Source organism: Clostridium sp. AF50-3 (assembly GCF_003477445.1).
GTDB classification, from domain to species: domain Bacteria; phylum Bacillota; class Clostridia; order Lachnospirales; family Lachnospiraceae; genus Otoolea; species Otoolea fessa.
Genome location: NZ_QUDH01000003.1, coordinates 91145 through 111559 on the forward strand (window position 1 = coordinate 91145; position 20415 = coordinate 111559).

The 20415-nt window shown below is 47.9% G+C and carries 21 protein-coding genes; 4 read left to right on the plus strand and 17 right to left on the minus strand.

From position 1 onward, the window contains the following. Positions 1 to 9: 9 nt before the first annotated feature. From DW085_RS04765 to DW085_RS04780, 4 genes are all read right to left on the minus strand, one after another. Positions 10 to 723, minus strand: a complete 714-nt coding sequence (locus tag DW085_RS04765; protein WP_117796190.1) for an ABC transporter ATP-binding protein — start codon at positions 721 to 723, stop codon at positions 10 to 12. Then, positions 710 to 1498, minus strand: coding sequence for an ABC transporter permease (locus DW085_RS04770; RefSeq protein ID WP_118472250.1), 789 nt, complete (start codon positions 1496 to 1498; stop codon positions 710 to 712). The genes DW085_RS04765 and DW085_RS04770 overlap by 14 nt, the downstream gene beginning before the upstream one ends. A 73-nt stretch (positions 1499 to 1571) precedes the next feature. Beyond that, complete coding sequence (locus DW085_RS04775) at positions 1572 to 2216, minus strand: hypothetical protein (RefSeq protein ID WP_118472182.1); 645 nt, start codon at positions 2214 to 2216, stop codon at positions 1572 to 1574. Between the two features lie 445 nt (positions 2217 to 2661). Further along, a complete protein-coding gene (locus tag DW085_RS04780) occupies positions 2662 to 4059 on the minus strand; it encodes a sodium-dependent transporter (protein WP_118491633.1) in 1398 nt (465 codons plus the stop codon). A 310-nt stretch (positions 4060 to 4369) separates the two neighbouring features. On the opposite strand from DW085_RS04780, the gene DW085_RS04785 reads away from it, so the two are divergent. The 3 genes from DW085_RS04785 to DW085_RS04790 are packed head-to-tail and all read left to right on the plus strand — an operon-like array spanning position 4370 to position 5717. Continuing rightward, a complete protein-coding gene (locus DW085_RS04785) occupies positions 4370 to 4639 on the plus strand; it encodes a hypothetical protein (RefSeq protein WP_118491634.1) in 270 nt (89 codons plus the stop codon). Between the two features lie 29 nt (positions 4640 to 4668). After that, positions 4669 to 4980, plus strand: a complete 312-nt coding sequence (locus DW085_RS20425) for a hypothetical protein (protein ID WP_347474979.1) — start codon at positions 4669 to 4671, stop codon at positions 4978 to 4980. Beyond that, entirely contained in the window at positions 4977 to 5717 is a 741-nt protein-coding gene (locus DW085_RS04790; protein ID WP_347474980.1) for a transglutaminase domain-containing protein, read from the plus strand. The genes DW085_RS20425 and DW085_RS04790 overlap by 4 nt, the downstream gene beginning before the upstream one ends. Positions 5718 to 6027: 310 nt before the next feature. Here DW085_RS04790 and yqeB read toward each other — a convergent pair whose 3' ends face one another. From yqeB to DW085_RS04830, 7 genes are all read right to left on the minus strand, one after another. Beyond that, a complete protein-coding gene (gene yqeB / locus DW085_RS04800; RefSeq protein ID WP_118491638.1) occupies positions 6028 to 6843 on the minus strand; it encodes a selenium-dependent molybdenum cofactor biosynthesis protein YqeB in 816 nt (271 codons plus the stop codon). Between the two features lie 114 nt (positions 6844 to 6957). Continuing rightward, complete coding sequence (locus tag DW085_RS04805; protein WP_118491640.1) at positions 6958 to 7188, minus strand: DUF3343 domain-containing protein; 231 nt, start codon at positions 7186 to 7188, stop codon at positions 6958 to 6960. 16 nt (positions 7189 to 7204) lie between these two features. After that, positions 7205 to 8344, minus strand: coding sequence for an aminotransferase class V-fold PLP-dependent enzyme (locus tag DW085_RS04810; protein WP_118491642.1), 1140 nt, complete (start codon positions 8342 to 8344; stop codon positions 7205 to 7207). Then, positions 8341 to 8958 carry a sulfurtransferase-like selenium metabolism protein YedF gene (yedF, locus tag DW085_RS04815; RefSeq protein ID WP_022359082.1) on the minus strand — a complete coding sequence of 206 codons (618 nt, stop codon included), beginning with the start codon at positions 8956 to 8958 and terminating at the stop codon, positions 8341 to 8343. Before yedF ends, DW085_RS04810 begins: the two co-directional genes overlap by 4 nt. Positions 8959 to 8970: 12 nt before the next feature. Further along, positions 8971 to 10005 (minus strand): selenide, water dikinase SelD, encoded by a 1035-nt coding sequence (gene selD, locus DW085_RS04820; RefSeq protein WP_118491644.1) that lies wholly within the window; start codon positions 10003 to 10005, stop codon positions 8971 to 8973. A 70-nt stretch (positions 10006 to 10075) separates the two neighbouring features. Further along, positions 10076 to 10846 carry a selenium cofactor biosynthesis protein YqeC gene (gene yqeC / locus DW085_RS04825; protein ID WP_243033931.1) on the minus strand — a complete coding sequence of 257 codons (771 nt, stop codon included), beginning with the start codon at positions 10844 to 10846 and terminating at the stop codon, positions 10076 to 10078. After that, positions 10825 to 11175, minus strand: coding sequence for an arsenate reductase family protein (locus DW085_RS04830; protein WP_022359085.1), 351 nt, complete (start codon positions 11173 to 11175; stop codon positions 10825 to 10827). The genes yqeC and DW085_RS04830 overlap by 22 nt, the downstream gene beginning before the upstream one ends. A 417-nt stretch (positions 11176 to 11592) precedes the next feature. Between DW085_RS04830 and DW085_RS04835 the strand changes: the two genes are divergently transcribed. Beyond that, on the plus strand, positions 11593 to 12534 hold the full coding sequence (locus DW085_RS04835; RefSeq protein WP_182430787.1) for an ion transporter: 942 nt from the start codon (positions 11593 to 11595) through the stop codon (positions 12532 to 12534). A gap of 92 nt (positions 12535 to 12626) precedes the next feature. Here the strand turns inward: DW085_RS04835 and pheT are convergent, their stop codons facing one another. From pheT to DW085_RS20155, 6 genes are all read right to left on the minus strand, one after another. Further along, positions 12627 to 14489 carry a phenylalanine--tRNA ligase subunit beta gene (gene pheT / locus DW085_RS04840; protein WP_347474990.1) on the minus strand — a complete coding sequence of 621 codons (1863 nt, stop codon included), beginning with the start codon at positions 14487 to 14489 and terminating at the stop codon, positions 12627 to 12629. Next, positions 14384 to 15046, minus strand: coding sequence for a YtpR family tRNA-binding protein (ytpR, locus tag DW085_RS20430; protein ID WP_243021981.1), 663 nt, complete (start codon positions 15044 to 15046; stop codon positions 14384 to 14386). Before ytpR ends, pheT begins: the two co-directional genes overlap by 106 nt. A gap of 20 nt (positions 15047 to 15066) precedes the next feature. Beyond that, positions 15067 to 16110, minus strand: coding sequence for a phenylalanine--tRNA ligase subunit alpha (gene pheS / locus DW085_RS04845; RefSeq protein WP_117796200.1), 1044 nt, complete (start codon positions 16108 to 16110; stop codon positions 15067 to 15069). A gap of 1144 nt (positions 16111 to 17254) precedes the next feature. Continuing rightward, complete coding sequence (iadA, locus tag DW085_RS04855) at positions 17255 to 18403, minus strand: beta-aspartyl-peptidase (protein WP_118472190.1); 1149 nt, start codon at positions 18401 to 18403, stop codon at positions 17255 to 17257. An 86-nt stretch (positions 18404 to 18489) separates the two neighbouring features. Further along, positions 18490 to 20010: a putative basic amino acid antiporter YfcC gene (yfcC, locus tag DW085_RS04860; RefSeq protein ID WP_118468203.1), complete on the minus strand. Its 1521-nt coding sequence runs from the start codon at positions 20008 to 20010 to the stop codon at positions 18490 to 18492. A 167-nt stretch (positions 20011 to 20177) separates the two neighbouring features. Next, entirely contained in the window at positions 20178 to 20300 is a 123-nt protein-coding gene (locus DW085_RS20155; RefSeq protein ID WP_022360385.1) for a hypothetical protein, read from the minus strand. Positions 20301 to 20415 lie beyond the last annotated feature (115 nt).

Here is a 20415-nt window from a genome sequence, read left to right on the forward strand (position 1 = left end):
GTTCCTCCTCTAAATAAAATGTAAATTATTTATAATATCCCTTTTCAGGGTTATCATCTCATCCTCCAAAAGATTCCTCTCTTCCTGCGGTGCCTTGACCTCATAGAGCGCCTTGACCATGCCCTTTTCAATGACCGCAATCTGGCTTCCCAGAATCAGTGCCTCATCGATGCTGTGCGTCACAAACAGAATGCTCGCACTGCGCTCCTGCTGGACGCGCAGAAGCTCTTTCTGCATCTGTTCCCTTGTAAAATAGTCAAGCGCGGCAAACGGCTCATCCATCATGATAAAGGTCGGCTCATACGCCAGCGCCCGCGCGATCGCCGCCCGCTGCTGCATTCCGCCGGAGAGCTGTGCCGGATATGCTTTTTCAAATCCAGATAATCCGACCGTGCGGATAACCGCCTCTATTTTCCCCGGATCTGTCTCCTTTTTTGAAAGCCCGAACACCACATTTTCCCAGACGGTCAGCCACGGCATGAGGCGCGGTTCCTGAAAGACAAATGCCGTCTTGTGGGCGCTCTCCCAGCGGATCTCTCCGCTGTCCGCCGTCTCCAGTCCTCCGGTCAGCCGCAGAAGCGTCGTTTTCCCGCATCCGCTCTGCCCCAGAATCACGGTGATTCTCCCCGCCGGAAGCGACAGGTTGATCCCGTTTAAAACGGGAATCTCCCGGTTATCCACTCGGTATGTTTTATGAATATCAATCAGTTCAATTCCAGCCATTTTCCCCGGATCCTTTCAGCACAAATCCTATCATCCATCCAAACAGGCGGTCCGTCACATATCCGACTGCCCCGATCACCAGAATCCCCACGATCACCTTGTCGGTCCGCGACATCTGCTGTGCAAATAAAATCATATGTCCAAGCCCGGTGGACGCCGCCACCATCTCCGCACCGATAATGGCGCGCCAGCTATAGCCAAGCCCGATCCGCATTCCGACCAGAATATCTGCCATCGCATAGGGCAGAATGATGCGGAAAAATTTGCGGCGCTTCGAGTAGCCGAACATATCGCCCACTTCCAGAAGTTTCGAATCGCACCCGGTAAATCCCTTCACGATATTTAAGTACATCGGGAAAAAGGACGCCAGCACAATAATCACCGTCTTCGTCGTCTCTCCGATTCCGCACCAGAGAATCAGCAGCGGAATCATGCTGAGCGGCGGGACATTGCGGAAAAACTGCACAATATACTCATAGTAAACGCTGCTGCCCGGAAACATCGCCCGGAACATTCCCAGCACAAAGGCAAACAGGAACGCAATCGCAAATCCCTTCATGACACGCAGGAAACTGATTGAAACATCCCGCCACAGTTCCCCGGTTTTCACCATTTTTAAAAAGCTCGTCCACACCCGCGCCGGGGACGGCAGCACATACGCACTGACCATCTCCATGCGGCAGACCAAATACCAGATCAGAAATACCGCTCCGATTCCCAGCGCCGGACCGAAGTATTTCTGCCAATTATCCTTGAATTTCTTCGTTTCTTTCATTCTTCCCATTCTTTTGCCGCAATTCATGCATTTTCCGCTTCTTCAAGCGTTTTCCATGAAGCGCAACTTTCTCTCACTCTGTCTGCACGCCATCCCCGTGATGGCATCCATCCTTACAATACAAAAGTTCCAGCAGATCCGCCTGCTTCCAGCTTCCGCTCTCCACATATGCCCGGATTTTCTCCGGACTGCTGACACTCTCTACCTTCGCCGCCTGTCCATCTTTCCGGCAGATTCCCGCAAAATACCCCGGCGGAATCGGGCTGTCTTCGATCGCCCGGACGCACACCTCACCGCCCGCCAGACGATTCCATGCGATAAACCGCGTATTCTCAAGTCCCAGCGAATTTCCAAGCACCGCAAGACTCTGGCATGGCGTCGTGATGATCTTCTCCCCATCCGCCAGATCCGGACGCGTGCTTAATTCCCGCGCACAGTGAAGTAAAATCGGCTCGATCGGGGCAACTTTCAGGTTTTCAATTCCAGATTCGTTTTCCGGCTCCTTCTGTATCTCTTCAAGCAGCCGAACCGCCTCCGGACAGCGCGCATCCGCAAGCGTCACGCCCGCCCGCAGACTAGCTTCATATCTTTCCCGGACGATCCGTCCCCAATCGCCCCGGCACTCGACCCGCGTCAGACCATGCCGTTCTAAAAAACGCTTCAGCGAATCTTCCTCACACATCCCGGCAGAAACCGGATTTATCCACAAATACTGCATTGTTTCTCCACTCTATCCAATCAGGCTGCCTAGCTTTCACACCTATGCACCTAATTTACTGCGTTTTCACGTTCCCTGCAAGTTAGTTTTTTCTAACTAGCTTATCATAGCAAAAAATCGATATATTGTCCAGTTTTGATTGTAAACTTTTACAATTTTATAAGTTGACACTAGCCGGTAAAAATGATAAAATCGGTTTTAATAGTTCCTATTTTCCTACATCTTTAATAGGTTTTATTCCGAACAGATTCCTGTTTTTATTGAATCCTATAAAAAAAGCAGGCGGACAGGGCATCAAGGATACAATTCAGGCGATCGAAAATGCCGGATATACCTATGAGATCGAGTCGGATGACCGTGAAGAATAATGGGACGCATTTTTCTATAAAAAAGGTTTTAACCAATTCTCGCACTTTCCGTGAAAATCGGCTAAAACCATTTTTCATTACAGCATATTAATAAACCCGGTCGATACCAGGAAAAGAACCAGCATGACAGCCGGCACAATATACCGGATTAAGAAGCTGTACATACCTGCTCTTGAAAAATGTTCCCCATTTTTCTCGACTTCTTCCACGATCCACTTCGGTCCGACCACCCATCCGATCAGGATGCTGGTTAAGAAGGAAATGATCGGCATAAGGAAGCTGTTGCTGATATAATCCATCACATCAAGCAGCTGTCCGGTGGAACCGTTCGGCAGCTTCAACTCAAAATACAGAACATTGTAGCCCAGACAAATGAGAACTGCCGTGATCAGGGAATAGATTCCGACCATCACACACATCTGTTTTCTCGTCTTTCCAAACACTTCCATGCAGTTGGCAACCAGCGTTTCCATGACAGAAACGCAGGATGTCAGCGCCGCAAAGCCAAGCATCAGGAAAAATGCAAGTCCCACGATATGACCGGCGCCGCCCATCGCCTGAAATACCTTTGGAAGCGAAATAAAGGTCAGACTCGGACCGGACGCCATGCCGTCGCGTCCTAAAAATACAAAGACCGCCGGAATAATCATCATGCCGGACAGAAGCGCCACACCTGTATCAAAAAATTCAATCTGGTTGGTCGCTTTATTCAGATCAATCTCATCTTTAACGTAAGAACCATACGTTACCATAATTCCCATCGACACACTCAGTGAAAAGAACAGCTGGCTCATCGCATCCAGCAGTACCTCTAAAAATCCTTTCACAGTCAGCCCCGTAAAATCTGGGCGCACATACACCAAAAATCCCTGCAGTCCTGTCCGGACGGTTCCATCCGCATCGGTATAGGAAAGTGTCAGTGAAAAAATCGCAATTCCGATGACCAGCAGAATCAGCCCCGGCATGATGAAACAGGAAAACTTCTCGATTCCCTTCTCCACGCCTCTGTATACAACCCAGATTGTGAGCGCCAGAAAGATTCCCGTGAAAATCAGCGGCGCATTCTTTTCCGTGATAAACGATGTAAAATATCCGTCCTCCGCCACATCCCTGCCGGATGTCGTCAAATACTCAAAGAAATATTTCGTGATCCATCCGCCGATGACCGAATAATACGTCATAATTAACATCGGAACCAGAAACGTCAGGTATCCGACAAACTTCCACTTCGGATGCAACGTTCCAAACGCCCGCAACGCATTCTCCTTCGTTCTTCTGCCGATCGCCACATCCGTCGTCAGAAGTACAAATCCAAATGTCGCCACCAGCACCAGATACACCAGCAGGAACAGTCCGCCTCCGTCTTTCGCACATAAATACGGGAAACGCCAGATATTTCCCACACCGACGGCACTTCCGGCTGCTGCCAGCACAAAGCCCAGCGAACCGCTGAAGCTGTTTTTCTTTTTTGCCATTTACTTATAACCCCCGTGATTGTAACTTTTATGTCCGTCTCCCGCGGACATAGATAGCTTCTATTCTACCTGTTTTTATTAGAATTACAAGTATCTGCCGGCAATTTTCTTCTCAAATTTCTCCCCCCTCCCGCTTTTCTTCCCAGCCGCCCCATCGTTACTGTACACGCATCATGTCCAGTAACGGAATTTGCCGTGGCTTCGCATTTAATTTATTCCCCCTTCATCTCTACTTGCCTGCCTTATTATCTTCTGCTAAAATTAAAAAGATAAAAACAGAAATTTTCCCATGAAATGAGGCATATACACAATGAACAACAATCAAACATTCCCGCGTCTTTGCCGGGTTTTAGAAATATACGAATCCGATTTTGGCTGTGAAGAACGCCCGGACGGACAGGAAACGATGGTCTGTGTCCGTCTGCTGGACACAACTGAAAATGCAAACCTCTCAGAGCATCCAGAATATACGATACGCACCGCGGATCAGGCACTCTATGATGCCGGAATCGATGAGGGCGATCGCGTCTGGTTTGACCCGGAATCCGGGCAGATTGAGAAAGCGGCTGAATCACACTAAAATATAAAGAGTTACAAAGGAATATCAAAATGGAACCATTTTACTATAATCACATGAACAAGAACCAGCAAGCCGCCTACCGCGCCATGCAGCAGGGGCTTACCAATCTCTCCGACGAATTTCAGATTCCGCGCCTGGAGGGAAAGGATTTAAGCAATGTATTTTTTGAACTGCGGCTCGATCACCCGGAGATTTTCTGGGCTTCTGGCTTTAAATATAAGTATTACCCAGATTCCCCGAACCTGATCCTGATACCGGAATACCTCTTTGACAAGGGCAAGATCCGCGAACATCAGAAAGCGATGGCGCCCGCGTCGAAAAACTTGCCCGCCCGGCAATGAAGCTGACTGAACTGGAAAAAGAACGCTATATCCACGATTTTATCTGCGAACACGTTCACTATGACAAATTAAAAAAGCCCTACTCCCATGAGATCATCGGACCTCTGGGACAGGGCGTCGGTGTCTGCGAGGGCATCGCCAAATCGGTCAAAATTCTTTGTGATACGCTCGGCATCTGGTGCATGATCGCGCTCTGCGGCAATAACCCTGAAAAGGGCATCAAATACCGCCATACCTGGAACATCGTCAAGATCGGGAAAACGTACTACCATCTGGACGCTACCTTCGACAACAGTCTCGGCAAATGCAGCCAGACCGGCGAGGAAATCCGCTACGATTACTTCAATCTCGACGACAAGGCGATCTTCCGCGACCACGAACCGCTCATCGCCCCAGCGCCTGCCTGCACGGACAGCGACCATTTCTATTATAAAGAAAAGAAGCTCTCCTTTACCAAACAGGAGGACGTTTACAAGCGCTCCTTACAGGCGGCCAAAAAAGGAAAAACACTGACGTTTCACTGGCGCGGCGGCTATCTGACAAAAGAAGTTCTGCGTGAACTGCTCGACCTAATCGAAAAAGCCGGAAAAGAACGGCAGAAAACAGCTCTCATTAAGCTTAACTGGCCCCAGGCTGTCCTGCGCGTCCGCTATACCGATGAGGCCATCCAGCCGATTGTCACCATGGAGGAAGCCAATGAAGGGGAAGAAACCCCGGAAGGCACAGCGTCTTTATAGTTCGCTGTGCTTTTCCGCGGAGCATTTTTTGTGTCATAGGACGAAGTTTCCTATGACATGAAGATTCTAACAATCATAGGGATCATCTTCCAAAACCAGATCCTGATGTTTATCAAAGCTGCCTGCCAAAGGAGCTTATCCAGAAAGCTTTACGTTATTTTTCATAAAAAACAGCCACAAATTCATTCTCCTGCTAAATTCCAAAAACAAAACGAAATGAATTTTGTGGCTATTTTTTTGCTATACGTCAATGATTAGGATGAAATTTCTTAGAATTTTTCTCAAAGGAACTATTGCTATAGTCTCTCTTTTACTTCCATAACAGGGCACACACCAACTCCAGTACACTTCCCGCGATACATCTCGCCTTGTCCGAGATCAGAAAACAGTTGGAAAGTTCCTCTTTTCTCGGATCGACATCTGCTACCTTGAAATGTTCCGTCACCCGATAACCATCCCGCAAAAGACCTCGCAGAATGCCTGTGATCTGTGTCTGAACCAGAAGTTTCGTTCCGTCCTCCTGCCAAATCTCCGCGAGCGTGTCCCCGGCTTCGACGATATCACCGATCACACGCACATTTTTGAAAATACCCGCTGCCTGCGCGTGAATCACCCGCTCTGCACCGTATCCACCGATCACGCCCGGAATCCCCGTATTCGGGATTGCCGCACCCTCGCGGATAATTCGCCCCAGCCGGTGACCGCGCTTTGTCTCCACCACAACATCCACATCCTCACCTGCCGTAAAGCCCGGACCAAGTGCAATCGTGAGCGGTGCCATATCCCGGCGGGTTCCAAGATTTCGCTTTGCCAGAATCGCATCGATCACAACAGCCGGTTTCAGCGCTCCAATCGACACGCCTTTCGGATCAATCAAAATCGGCACGCTATTTTCCTGCCAGACCGCTTCTGCCTCCTCATATCGATCAATCCGGACAGCACGAAGCCCCTCGACCTCAGTTGTTTTTGTATAAACCGCCTCACACAGAGCTACCTGTCGCCGGATCGCCGCCGGATTTTCAATCTCCAGCACCAGCACCCGAAGCCCTGCCGCCCAGAGCCGATGAATCGTCCCAGTTGCCAGGTCACCGCCGCCGCGCACAATAATTAAATCATCTCGTTTCATGAGGATGCCTTCTCCTATCTCACTTTTGTTACTATTATTTCCATTACCTGTTTACGCAGCTTCTTCTTCAAATAATTCTTTTGATTTTGTTTTCTGCTTTTAGAGTAATTCTTTTTACTGCCACACACACGACACCTTATCATAAACAGAAGTATCTATCCGTCCGCTCCACTGCTCCCACTCTTCCGGACGCATCCGCCACGCAAGACCACAGCCGGCAGAAATCTCCCTCGGAAGTGGAATTAAACGTCCCGGAATGCCCGTTTCCATACATCGTTTTTCCCATTCCATCGCCGCCACAGTTGTCTGAAAGGACAGTACGATAAATGGATGTTTTTCTCTCATACTACCAATTTCTCCCCTACGCTTCCTCTGCCAGTGCCCGAACTGCTTCTGCTGCCCTCTCAATCTCCTCTTCCGTATTAAAATGCGAAAAACTGAACCGCACCACTCCCTGACCGACCGTTCCAAGCGCCCGGTGCATGAGCGGCGCACAGTGTGCCCCCGCGCGGACGCAGATGCCGTATTCTTCCCAGAGTGCATCCGCCACACGTGCCGAATCTTCCCCGGCAAGGTTGAGGGAGACGATCGGCGCATGACATTTTGCCGCCGGAGCTCCATACACAATGATGCCCGGAATTTCCTTCACCTGTTCGTAAAAACGGCGTGTTAAATCCCGCTCCCGTTTCTGCAATTTCTCGATCCCCTGATCCATCCGGTAACGGATGCCTGCTGCCAGCCCCGCCAGACCATGGACATTGAGCGTCCCGGCTTCGAGTGCCGTTGGCATTTCCTTCGGATGGTGTTCATCATAACTGTGAATGCCGCTGCCGCCAACCAGAAGCGGTTCCACCGAAAGTCCCGGCTTCACATACAGCCCGCCGGTTCCCTGTGGTCCCAGAAGCGCCTTATGCCCGGTAAAACAGAGCACGTCGATTCCGAGCTTCTGCACGGAAAACAGTTCTTCCCCTGCAGTCTGCGACGCATCCACAATCAGAAGCAGTCCATTCCGTTTAACAAACGAAGAAATATAGGAAAGATCCGTCACATTTCCTGTCACGTTGGACGCGCCGGTAATTACCACCGCACGCGTCTCTGGGCGCAGAAATGCTTCCAACTCTTCATATTTTAGATTTCCACGCGCATCCACACCCACAAAACTAAGCGTCGCTCCCTGATCACGCAGACGGTAAAGAGGGCGCAGCACCGAATTATGCTCACAGACCGTCGTGATCACGTGATCGCCCGGACGGATCAGCCCGGAAATGGCTATGTTCAGCGCCTCCGTTGCGTTTGCCGTAAAGGCAATCCGCGACGCATCTTCCGCATCGAACAATTCTGCCGCTGCCGCACGTGCCCCGTACACCAGTCTTGAAGCATGTAAGGTTGCCTCATGCGCGCCGCGCCCTGGATTTCCTGCGGTGCGAAGCGCCTCAAGGACTGCCTGTTCCACCTGCAGCGGCTTTTGAAGCGAAGTCGCCGCATTGTCCATATAAATCATGGTTTTACCACATTTCCAGCACCCAGCATTTTTTCAGCGATGACATACATGTTGGTTACACCGCCGACTGCCAGCTTCTCGGTCAGACCATAGAAATTCAGGCAGGTGCCGCAGGTCAGGATCTCCACACCTTCTGCCTCCAGTGTCTTCAGATCCTCCAGCATCGGAGATCCTTCACAGGTCAGACTGGCTCCGCCGTTATAGAAAAGAATGGTTTTCGGCAAGTTGTCCTGCTGGGTCAGGGCAAATGTAAATGCCTTCAAAAGCGTCTTTCCAAGTTCCTCACTGCCCTCGCCCATCTTATCATTGGCAATCACAACCACGGTATCGGTACGGCTGTCCGGAATACAGGCTTCGCATCCGGCTCCTGCCTGTGCTTTTTCCTCTTCTGTCTGTTCACCCACCGTAAAGATAACCTGATATTCCTGATCCGCCAGCTTCTTTGCACTGCTCTGATAGCCCTTCTGCTCCGCCATTTTCGTCAGATTCTGAACTGCAATCTCATTATCCACCAGCACTTCCACCTGTCCGGCACCCGAAAGTTCCTCTATCGCGTGTTTTGCCTTTACGACCGGAATCGGGCATGCGTCTCCTCTTGCATCTACTTTCTTCATTTCTGTTTCCTCCTATCCTCGTACAAAAATTTCAACCTCTCCCGGTTCCGTGATCGTTCCCACGATCCGCGCCGGAAGCCCGGCGTTCTGCAGCTCCTGTTCCAGTTTCTCCGCCTCATCCGGGGCAGCTGCCATCAGAAGTCCGCCGGAGGTCTGCGGGTCAAACAAGACCTCTTCCATTGAAAACGGTACATTTTCAAACTGCACCGCCGCCCCGACATGGTTGCGGTTTCTCTGTCCTGCCGCCGTGTATAAAAACGCATCTGCCGACTCACGTGCGCCCGGAAGCACCGGGATATGCTTCACATCAATCTCGCACGACAGCCCGCGCCCCATCATTTCATGCAGATGTCCCAGAAAACCGAACCCAGTCACATCTGTGCACGCGTGAACCGTGTACTTCCGGCTGATTTCCGCCGCTGTTTTATTGAGCGTCGTCATCGACTGTACCGCTCCGTCCATCTGCTCTTTTGTCACTTCTCCGACGCGGTTTGCCGAACAAATCAGCCCAACCCCCAATGCCTTTGTCAAAATCAGGCGGTCGCCCGGCTGTCCGGCATCATTGGCGTACAGCTTTTTCGGATTTACCAGTCCCGTCACGGACAAACCGTATTTCACGCCCGTGTCCGCAATCGAGTGACCGCCCGCGAGAATGCCGCCTGCTTCTGCCACCTTCTCCGCGCCGCCCTGTAAAATCTGTCCCAGAACATTCAAATCCATTGATTCCGGAAAACACACCAGATTCAGCGCCGTCTTGACCTCACCGCCCATCGCGTACACGTCGCTCAGCGCATTTGCCGCTGCAACCTGTCCAAAAATATACGGATCGTCCACCATCGGCGGGAAGAAATCAACCGTCTGTACCAGCGCCAGCTCCTCCGTAACCTGATACACTGCCGCATCGTCCCGGCTGTCATATCCGACTAAAAGATTCGGATCCTTCTCGCCGCGCGGTAGTTTTTCCAAAATGCGGCTTAAAACACCGGCTCCCAGCTTCGCCGTACAGCCGCCGCCCGTACAAAATACAATGTCCTTTTTCTCACTCATTTTTCTCACCCCTGATTTCGTTCTGTTTCTGAAAAGGAAGTTAAAATTCCCTGAATTCCGTAGCTATGTTTCAGGATATCCAGTACCTTTCTGCCATCCTCCGGCGCTCTGACGTGTCCGCCTGGTTCAGAACCACAAAAAACGAACGCCCCGATATATCTTTTCTGGCACCGTTTTCGCTACCAAGAAGCCACGCCAGAAGTTCTGGGGTCAAAGGCGTATCTTTCGAAATGGGCACTTCTTTGAGCAGTCTTTTTCCTTCTTTGGGATAAGCTGCGTCCCCATACTCGCACACATCCCTGTTCCACGCCTCAATCGCCAGTTCCGCCCGAAAGCACACCTCCCCCAGCGGACGATACAGGGCACTCAGCCCCGCAACCGCCAGCACGATATCGCTCTGCGGCAGTATCACCGGCTCATACGCCGCCGGAAATTTACACGGAAGACATTTCGCGCCATCCGCCTCCAGAAATGTGATATCTGCATCCGAAATCCACTCGCTTCGAATCGATTCTGGCAGAATTGTCAATTTTTCGTGTGGGGCTGGGGTTCCGGCTACGACATAGGTTCCCTGCTGCCAGAGACGATCGCGCTCTTTTCTGGCATTCTCCCACGCGGTATTTTCTTCCTCATTTACCACAATCCACGGCACATTTACCGGCTTCCGAATATGCGTCGTCGTCGCCGTCAGCACCCGCCATCCCTTCGCCGTGCAGTACGCCGACAGCGCATACAGAAGCGTCGTCTTTCCGCCTCCGCCAATCAGCGAGACCACGTGTCCTTTTTCACGTAAGAAAGGAAACTTCTGCTCCCAGTCCATCACCGCAGCTTCTCTTCCCATTCCTTCTCCCGAAATCCCGTTAAAACAGTATCTCCATCCACAATGACAGGGCGTTTTACCAACATCCCATTGGTGGCAAGCAGCTTCAACTGTTCGTCCTCGCTCATCTGCGGCAGCTTATCCTTTAACTGCATTTCCTTATATAGCATCCCGCTCGTATTGAAAAATTTCTTGATCGGCAGCCCGCTTCTCGCCTGCCACTTCTTCAATTCCTCATACGTCGGATTCTCCTCCACGATATGGCGCTCTGTATATGAAATTTCCTGTGCATCCAGCCATTTTTTCGCTTTCTGGCAGGTACTGCATTTTGGATAATAAATAAACAGCATCGTATTCCTCCTTTGTGAGCATGCTTGCTATTATACGGCACCTTCTATTTTAAATGCGGCCGTTTTAAACAAAGCATTTTACCTTTTTAAATTACCTACAGAAATTATACCCAGACACCAGAAAGATTGCAAGGGATGCCTGAAAATGATACAATAATAGTATCTGCAACTATATTCAAGTCGAACGTCCGTGAGACTTAGCGCGTGATCCTGGTCAGCGAAGCTGACATATTCCTATCAAAATCACTGTGCAACCTCGCGGAGCGTTTATCTCAGTCGGAGACAAGGCTTCCACTGAGACAAATTTGCTATTACTCACCACCTGAAGAGGTGGGAGTCTTCTCGACTGAGATACCCCCCTCTTTTATACCAACAGGGAAACACATTCACCCAAAAATTATTATAAAAATATCCACTATGAAAGAAAAAATATTTAACATCATCCAGATCGGCGACAAGAGCAACCGTATCAGCCGTGCATTCGATATTTTCATCACCTTCACGATCATCTGCAATATCATTGTCACGTTTCTGGAAACATTCGAGCAATTAACATCCTTCGGTGGTCTGTTTACCATGCTGGAACATGCCAGTGTCCTGATTTTCTGTATTGAATACGCGCTGCGCATCTGGACTGCCGACTATCTCTATCCAGAAAAAACGCCGGGACGCGCCCGGTTCTGCTTTCTCATTTCCTTTGATGGAGTGGTGGATCTACTGACGATCATCCCGGTCTTTTTTCTGTCGGGCTTCATCATTTTCCGTATGCTGCGCGTGGCGCGGATTTTCCATCTGTTCCGGCTCAATGCGAAATACGACTCGTTCAACATCATTACCACCGTACTCTATGAAAAACGGAACCAGATCATTTCCTCTGTGTTCATCGTCATGGTGCTGATGCTGGCGAGCAGCATGTGCATGTATAGTGTCGAGCACAACGCTCAGCCGGACATTTTCCGCAATGCATTCAGCGGCATCTGGTGGAGTATGTCCACGCTGCTGACCGTCGGTTACGGCGATATTTACCCGGTCACAACGCTTGGGCGCGTGATGGCGATCTGCATCGCCTACCTCGGAGTCGGTGCCGTCGCGATCCCAACCGGTATCATCAGCGCCGGTTTCGTCGAACAGTACCAGCGCAAGAGCAGCCTGTCCAGCATGAAGGACGCGGATATTCAGGAAATTGCCGAGGTTTTCGTCGATAAACGGTATGCCGGAAAAACCATTGAAGAGATGGAAGAAGAGCAGAATATCAAGATATTTCTGGTGCTGCGCGATGATCTGTCGGTGCTTCCGCAGAAAAATATGGTTTTGAAATTAAATGATATTGTGATTATACGAATAGAACATGAAGCATAATCAAACTTATCATCAAACATTTTTTGTGAACACAAAAAGACTGCCGTCCAAAGTTTCTCTCTCTGGACAGCAGCCTTTTCTTTCCTTCAAAATCAGCTTCTCAGCTCAATTCCATACGTCTTATTCAGCTGTTTCAGCACTTTCTTGACATATCCGTCAACGGTATCTGCCTTGAACGCCTCTTCCTTCGGAGTGAAGAGAACGGTAAATGCCATCGATTTCTTATCGGCTGCGATCTGTCTGCCCTCGTATACGTCGAACAGGCTAACATCCTTGACGTAAGCACAAGCCTCGCGGATACAGCCCTCAACCTGTCCGCAGGTGATGTCTTTGTCCATAACCAGCGCCAGATCACGTTTTTCCTCCGGGAATTTTGGAAGCGGCTCAAATACTTTGGCTTTTCCATACCATTTTTCCAGCGCTTTCATGCTGATCTCCAGCACATACGCATCCTCGCGCATTGCCTCTTCCTTCATGATCTCATATTTTACCTTGCCGAGGTAACCAATCTCCTCGCCCTCGCAGAAGATCGCTGCGGTCTGGTACGGATGCAGGAACGGTTTCTCTGCTTTTTCATAGTTAAAAGTAATATTTAAAACATCGGCAACTGCCTCTGCCATTCCCTTTAAGGTAAAGAAGGACTCTTCCTTACCAAATGCACCGATGCACAGCGTCTCTCGCTCTTCTGGATATTCCGTCAGAGGCAGGGACTTCGGAATAAATGCATTTCCAATCTCGAAGATACGTCCCTCGAAGATGCCTCTCTTCTGGTTGCGTCCCATCGCATGAATCATCTGCGGTGCCAGTGTTGTTCTCATCAGGGACAGATCCTCGTTGATCGGATTCATGATGCGGATCGCCCTGCGCTCTGGCGCGTCCTCTGCAAATCCCATTTCATCCAGATCCGACGGGGAGAAGAAGGAATAATGCATTCCCTCAAATGCGCCAACACTACACAGCGTTCTCTTTACCTTCAGAATGGTTCTCTGACGCAGGTTGCTTCCGCCGATGGTTACCTTTGCAGTCGGCATAAAGGTGGAAACGATATGGTCATAGCCGTACATACGGATCACTTCCTCGGCAACATCCGGATAATCTTCCATATCCTCGCGGTATGCCGGGAAATGCATGGTCAGTTCGTCGCCGTTGATCTCCGGCTGGAAGTTTAAACCAGTCAGGATGCGTAAAATATCCTCGTCCGGAACGGTAATACCCAGAACAGCGTTTACCTTCTTAACACTTGTCTTGAAGGTAGTCGGCTCTAAGGAGTTTCCGGTATTTACATTTTTATGGGTCTTGGAAATCTTACCAACTCCCAGCTCCTCAACCAGGTGCAGGACACGTTTCATCGCCATCTCAGTTGTGTACTCATCGACGCCCTTAGAATATCGCTGGCTCGCGTCGGATCCCTGTCCTAATGCACGGGAGCTTCTGCGGATGTTGTCACGGGCAAATTTAGCTGCCTCAAACATCACTTCCGTCGTGGTATCACGGATCTCAGAATTTAAACCACCCATGATTCCGGCAAGTGCTACCGGCTTTTTGCCGTCGCAGATAACCAGATTGTTCGGATTTAAGGTAAATTCTTTCTCATCCAGCGTCACGATCTTCTCGCCCTCGGCCGCGCGTCTTACGTTGATCGCATTGCCCTCCAGATAATCGCAGTCAAACGCATGAAGCGGCTGACCTAACTCACGCATGATATAGTTTGTAATATCAACAATATTGGAAATGGAATTATTCCCTACCAAAGCCAGACGTCGTCTCATCCATGCCGGGGACTGACCCAGTTTTACGTCATATACATAGTGTGCAATGTAACGCGGGCAAAGATCCTGTGCCTCTACCGTTACGTTGAAGCCTTCTTTCTCAACTTTTGTCTCAGTGTAATCCAGTGCCGGCGTCTTGAGCGGCTCGCCCAGTGCGGCAGCAACCTCTCTTGCCAGACCGAAAATACTCTGGCAATCCGGACGGTTTGCGTGATAGAAACATCGAAGATCCAGTCATTTAAGCCGGTCAGCTCTTTGACATCCGAACCAATTTCCGCATCCTCCGGCAGAACCAGCAATCCGTTGTAACCAGCACCCGGATACAGATCCTCGTTTAAGCCAAGCTCGGTACCAGAACACAGCATACCCTGGGACTCATAACCTCTCAATTTACCCTTTTTAATGGTAGCCACGCCCTCGATCGTCACATGATCTTTTGCAGTTGCATATACTTTCGCGCCAATCATGGCAACTGGGAATTTTCCACCAGCTTTTACATTGTCAGCGCCACAGCAGATCTGTAAGAGTTCCGGACCACCTACATTGACCTGGCACACATGAAGATGTGTTTCCGGAATCGGCTCACAGGAGTCAACATAACCAACGACGATGCCGCTGATATCCTTGCCAACCTGCCATTTTTCTTCTACCTCAAATCCACAGTCAAAAAGCTTCTTCTCCAGCTCATCTGCGGAAATATTAATATCTACATAATCTTTTAACCAGCTTAACGGTACAAGCATTTCTAATCCTCCTGTCCTGATCAGTCATCGATCTGATCCAGCACACGCAGATCAGACTCAAAAAGCATCTTGATGTTGTTGATGCCGTATTTCAGCATTGCGATACGCTCCAGACCCAATCCGAATGCGAATCCACTGTATTTATTGGAATCAATGCCACAGTTTTCCAGTACCTTCTTATTTACCACACCAGCGCCGAGAACCTCGATCCAGCCAGTTTCCTTGCACAGACGGCAGCCCTTTCCGCCGCACTGGAAGCAGCTTACATCGACCTCGACAGACGGCTCCGTGAACGGGAAATAGGACGGACGAAGTCTCGTTTTTGTCTGCTCACCGAAAATTCTCTGAACAAACATATCCAGCATACCCTTTAAATCACACAGGGTGATGCCCTCATCAACAACCAGGCCTTCCATCTGGCTGAACATCGGAGAATGGGTCGCATCATCATCAGAACGGAATACCTTACCCGGGGAAACAACCTTGATCGGCGGTTTTTTCGCTTCCATGACATGAACCTGTCCAGCCGATGTCTGGGTACGAAGCAAGAACTCCGGAGACAGGTAGAATGTATCCTGCATATCGCGTGCCGGATGATCCTGCGGTGTATTTAAAGCCGTAAAGTTATAATAATCGGTCTCTATCTCGGTTCCCTCATATACCTCAAATCCCATAGAGGTGAAGATATCCGTCAGCTGATTGCGGACCGTCGTAACTGGATGCAGCTTGCCGTAACGGATTTTAACCGGCGGCATCGTAATATCAATCTTCTCTGATTCATAGCGCTGCTGCTGCTCTTTCTCCTTTAATTTCTGATCCAGCTCGTCAAAGAAATTGTTTGCCCACTCCTTGGCGCCGTTGATTGTCTTACCAAATTCCGCTTTCTGATCATTGGCAACATTACGCATTTCTTTCATCAGCAGACCAATTCTGCCCTGCTTATTATCCAGAAAGGTCTTCTTAAACTCATAGACACTCTTGGAAGTCGTCAGAGCATCCGCACCCTGGCGGATTTCCTCTTTGATCGCAGTGATCACTTCATTCAGCTCTTTTAAATCCTGCATGATTTCTCTCCTTCTATTACTTTTGTTGCTTTTTATCTTGATATTGCTTTAACTTGTGGACACGAATTTGTGCATAAAGGATGTTCTCTGGCACATTCGGGCGTCTCGCGCGGTCGCTTGCGACATGACATAAAAAAATCCCTTCGCACAAAACGTGCAAAGGGACGATCATATCTATACCGCGGTACCACCCAGCTTCCTGTCGGCAGCTCATTTTTTCGTCTGCCACAGACACTTTCCGGTATGTAACGTACACCAGACGGCAATGCCTACTCTAAATTTCAGCAATGCAGCTCCCGTGGGAAATTCGGATATCTGTCTGAACGGAAAAAGGCTCACAGCCGCTGACCTCTTCTCTCTGACCGGAAACAGTATCTTATAAAACACGATCATAGCTTTTGGTTTGTTTGGTTTGATTGATTTCATGTATGCAATCTGTTTATTATTTTAGGCATGTTGGTGGGAAATGTCAAGGGATTTCTTTCCTTGATATTTTCATCTTGGTATTTTCAAATTATAAGAAATTTTACTTACTGCAAGCATTTTGCAAGCACAAAGCCCAGAAACCTCTAAAAAAGCAGATGTTTCAGTTTGAAAACTTCCGTGTAAGGAAGCTCACTGCAATCAATGCCCTAAATTTTTATATTACCCTGTGCATGGCATTTCTGGCACATATGTCCATGAAATCAGAAACGCATGCCCTGAAGGTTGCAATCATACAGAAAGCAGACCCTATAAAAGAAAAAATCCATTTCAGCTATTATCGGCTGGCTAAAGGTATCTCAGGCATACTGTCGTATGTAAAAGAAGGGATCAGGCTATGGTTTCGGACAAAACGTCCGATATACCGTCAACTTTGCCTTAAGCTGGTCGCTTAAATAGATAAAAGAATAACTCTCCCAAGTAGTGAAAGGAATCATCCATTTATCATTTATCTCCTTCTTCTATCATATAGAATAATTATAATTCAAACATTTAGAATTGTTATTATATTTGTGGTGTATGTCAACAACTTTTTTTTCTTTTTAATTCTACCAGCAGACAGCATCTCTTTTTATGCAAGGTTATCATTTTATCAACTGTATAAGCACGCAAAAAAGCACCAGCCAACTAAGTGACTGATGCTTCTCACATCTGATATCCTTTATTTTTTATAAACTGTATTCCCTTTTGCAATCACTTCAACAAGCTGAAGTTCCTGGTCGAGAATACAAAGATCCGCATCATAGCCTTCTTCAACCTTACCTTTTCCCTTAAGACAAAGAATATCTGCTGGATTCGATGTAATTGTAGAAATTGCTATTTCTAAAGGAATTTCTGTTTTAAATACACATTCCTTTACTTCCTTCAGAAGGCAGCTGGACTGTCCAACGCCCATTCCAAGGAATTTGCCATCACTACTGTACATCGGAAGGCTTCCCTGCCCGTCAGAAGAAATTGTTATGCGGTCAGGATTTACTCCTGAATCTAACATCCGTTTGATACCATTACATACACGTACCTCATCACAGATAGTTTCCCAATAGTCAATATCTTCATTTCCAGTAAAGTCTACTGCTCCGCCTTTCAGTGCATACTCAATCGACTTGCCAAAAAGCATCTCATTTCGATTGATATGTGTTGGCAGTATTTGAGTTGCCGGTATCTCTGTCTCATCGACTACTCGTTCAATCAGATCTAAGCATCTCGGACTATCGCCCAGATGAACATTTACAATGCCAGCTTTCCCGGAAAGAACACCACCAAGCCTTGTATCCGCAATGACACGTGCAAATTCCTCGAAAGTCGGCTGTGAAGAACGATGATCCGAGATCGCGATTTCTCCCGTTCCAATGATTTCCTGAATCATCATAATATCTTTCACAATACTGTCAGTCAACGTGCGGACCGGAATCTGATAACTTCCGGTATAACAGTATGCAGACATTCCCTGCTCATTCAATCCTTTTGTCTTTGCAACCAGTGCACACATATCACGACCGATTCCATCTGTTCCAAGGCAGCCAACAACGGTTGTCACTCCAAACTTCGTAAGTCCTTCCATGGTTGCTTCCGGAGTACGATTGGCGAATCCGCCTTCGCCACCACCTCCGAGTACATGAACATGACTATCAATGAATCCCGGAGTTAAAAGTAGCCCCTCTCCATTGATCCTTTCTGTCTCAGAAAGAAATCCGTCTGCGGATATAGAACCCGCATCTTTAATCTTAACAATCTTATCATTGATTATAAGTACATCTTTTTTCCCCAGATGCTGTGGAGCATAAACATCAATATTCTGAATTAATTTCATCACAAATCACTCCCACTGAGACAAATTTGCTATTACTCGCCACCAAAAGAGGTGGGAGTCTTCTCGACTGAGATAAAATACATATTTTAGAATCCAATTCCAACTGCAACAAGAACTGTAATGATTGCACCAATCATTAAGACACCAAGGAATTTCCACATGAATTTAATCCAATTAGACCACTCAATCTTTGCAATTGCAAGAGATCCAATCAAGCATCCGGATGTAGGAACAATCAGGTTTGTAAATGCATCACCAAGCTGGAATGCAACTACAGCTGTCTGACGCGAAACACCTAACAGGTCTGACAGCGGAGCCATGATCGGCATTGTGATGGCAGCCTGTCCTGTTCCGGATACAACGAAGAAGTTAAATACGGACTGGAACAGATACATAAGTACGGCTGCAACTGCTCCGGAAACTCCAGACAATGCATTTGAAATATTATACATAATTGTATTAATAACTGTAGGTGTTGTCGGATCAGAACCACCAAGAACCTGCATGATTCCCTGTGCCATAGCAACGACAAGGGCAGCACCGATCAGGTCTTTTGCTCCATCTTTGAAAGATGTTGCAATATCATTCAGTTTCATATCATTCAGTTTAAAGATAACTCCAAACACACCGGAAACAATTCCCATAATAAAGAACTGTGTTGCAATCTCCGGCATGTAGTATCCCTGAGTCATAACTCCCCAAACTACCCATACTACTGTAACAGCCAGTGTCAGAAGGACTAAAATGTGTCCAAGACCAAATGAATGTCCTTCGTCAATTCCTGTTGTTTCATTCTGCTCACGGAAATATGAATCCGTCTTATATGCGATTGAGATTGTCGGATTCTTTTTAATCTTTGATGCATAGAACATAGTCATTCCACAGCCGAGTGCTGTAAATACGACCCACATTACCATACGGAATCCTGCACCGGAGAATACGTCAATACCTGCAATACCCTGTGCAATGCCTACAGAGAACGGATTCATCCAAGATGAACCGAAACCAATCTGTGTGGCAACATAAGTAACAAGAACTGCGATAACTGAATCATATCCAACTGCTACAAACAACGGACAAAGAATCATAGTAAACGGAAGCGCTTCTTCTCCCATTCCGAAAACTGCTCCACCAAGAGAAAACAGTACGAAAAGTATCGGAATCAGTAGTTTTTCTGCTCCCTTGGCCTTACGGATCAATCCGATCAATCCAGATTCAATCGCACCTGTACGGATCATGATACCAAATGCACCACCTACTACCATAAGGAATGCGATAATCTCGATTGCAGAACTATTTACGATTCCGTTATACATATAGTTGAAGAATCCTGTTCCACCATCTCCGCTAAAGAGTGCTACTCCTTCTGTTACTACATTTCCTGCATCATCTGTCAGATACTGGAAACTTCCGTCCTTGATTACTGTACGGGTTTTTTCAACACCATTGATCATATATGAAATATCCTGTGTTTCGTAAAATCCCTTTGGTACAAGAAATGTCAGAAGTGCTGCGATAACGACTACTAAAAAGATGATAATGTAGGTATCTGGCACTTGGAATCCCTTGTTAAAGGACTTTAGCCCTTTTTCTTCTTTTTTGCTCATTTTTGAGTCTTCCTCCCATTTTTTGATATACCATATTAGTGTACCATAGAATGCTAAAAAGCCAACTAAAAATTTACATGTTTTTTGTCATTTTCCTGTATTTTTATACACCCAAAAATGGAATTGGCTCTGGTAATGCAAATCATGACCACTGGCTTAGCCAGTGATTAGACTGCGCCTTCCGGAACCTGCGGAAAGGCCAGATCCTCAATCGTTCCATACTGAAGAGCCGCATTTCTCTCTTCCTCTGCCCAAAGTCTGCTTGGATGATTGGAAAAATTGATAAACATAGTAACATCCCCCTCATTTTTATCTCTATCTTATCTTAAATCCTCTTTCTTCTTCACAGGGAATCTCTGTGATCTCCATATCCGCCACGTTGATCCATCTCTGTTGCTGAATCCG

What these genes read in the sequence shown, in the direction of transcription:
- DW085_RS04765 (WP_117796190.1), bottom strand. Translation starts at nt 723, where the DNA reads ATGGCTGGAATTGAACTGATTGATATTCATAAAACATACCGAGTGGAT.
- DW085_RS04770 (WP_118472250.1), bottom strand. Translation starts at nt 1,498, where the DNA reads ATGAAAGAAACGAAGAAATTCAAGGATAATTGGCAGAAATACTTCGGT.
- DW085_RS04775 (WP_118472182.1), bottom strand. Translation starts at nt 2,216, where the DNA reads ATGCAGTATTTGTGGATAAATCCGGTTTCTGCCGGGATGTGTGAGGAA.
- DW085_RS04780 (WP_118491633.1), bottom strand. Translation starts at nt 4,059, where the DNA reads ATGGCAAAAAAGAAAAACAGCTTCAGCGGTTCGCTGGGCTTTGTGCTG.
- DW085_RS04785 (WP_118491634.1), top strand. Translation starts at nt 4,370, where the DNA reads ATGAACAACAATCAAACATTCCCGCGTCTTTGCCGGGTTTTAGAAATA.
- DW085_RS20425 (WP_347474979.1), top strand. Translation starts at nt 4,669, where the DNA reads ATGGAACCATTTTACTATAATCACATGAACAAGAACCAGCAAGCCGCC.
- DW085_RS04790 (WP_347474980.1), top strand. Translation starts at nt 4,977, where the DNA reads ATGAAGCTGACTGAACTGGAAAAAGAACGCTATATCCACGATTTTATC.
- yqeB (WP_118491638.1), bottom strand. Translation starts at nt 6,843, where the DNA reads ATGAAACGAGATGATTTAATTATTGTGCGCGGCGGCGGTGACCTGGCA.
- DW085_RS04805 (WP_118491640.1), bottom strand. Translation starts at nt 7,188, where the DNA reads ATGAGAGAAAAACATCCATTTATCGTACTGTCCTTTCAGACAACTGTG.
- DW085_RS04810 (WP_118491642.1), bottom strand. Translation starts at nt 8,344, where the DNA reads ATGATTTATATGGACAATGCGGCGACTTCGCTTCAAAAGCCGCTGCAG.
- yedF (WP_022359082.1), bottom strand. Translation starts at nt 8,958, where the DNA reads ATGAAGAAAGTAGATGCAAGAGGAGACGCATGCCCGATTCCGGTCGTA.
- selD (WP_118491644.1), bottom strand. Translation starts at nt 10,005, where the DNA reads ATGAGTGAGAAAAAGGACATTGTATTTTGTACGGGCGGCGGCTGTACG.
- yqeC (WP_243033931.1), bottom strand. Translation starts at nt 10,846, where the DNA reads ATGGGAAGAGAAGCTGCGGTGATGGACTGGGAGCAGAAGTTTCCTTTC.
- DW085_RS04830 (WP_022359085.1), bottom strand. Translation starts at nt 11,175, where the DNA reads ATGCTGTTTATTTATTATCCAAAATGCAGTACCTGCCAGAAAGCGAAA.
- DW085_RS04835 (WP_182430787.1), top strand. Translation starts at nt 11,593, where the DNA reads ATGAAAGAAAAAATATTTAACATCATCCAGATCGGCGACAAGAGCAAC.
- ytpR (WP_243021981.1), bottom strand. Translation starts at nt 15,046, where the DNA reads ATGCTTGTACCGTTAAGCTGGTTAAAAGATTATGTAGATATTAATATT.
- pheS (WP_117796200.1), bottom strand. Translation starts at nt 16,110, where the DNA reads ATGCAGGATTTAAAAGAGCTGAATGAAGTGATCACTGCGATCAAAGAG.
- iadA (WP_118472190.1), bottom strand. Translation starts at nt 18,403, where the DNA reads ATGAAATTAATTCAGAATATTGATGTTTATGCTCCACAGCATCTGGGG.
- yfcC (WP_118468203.1), bottom strand. Translation starts at nt 20,010, where the DNA reads ATGAGCAAAAAAGAAGAAAAAGGGCTAAAGTCCTTTAACAAGGGATTC.
- DW085_RS20155 (WP_022360385.1), bottom strand. Translation starts at nt 20,300, where the DNA reads ATGTTTATCAATTTTTCCAATCATCCAAGCAGACTTTGGGCAGAGGAA.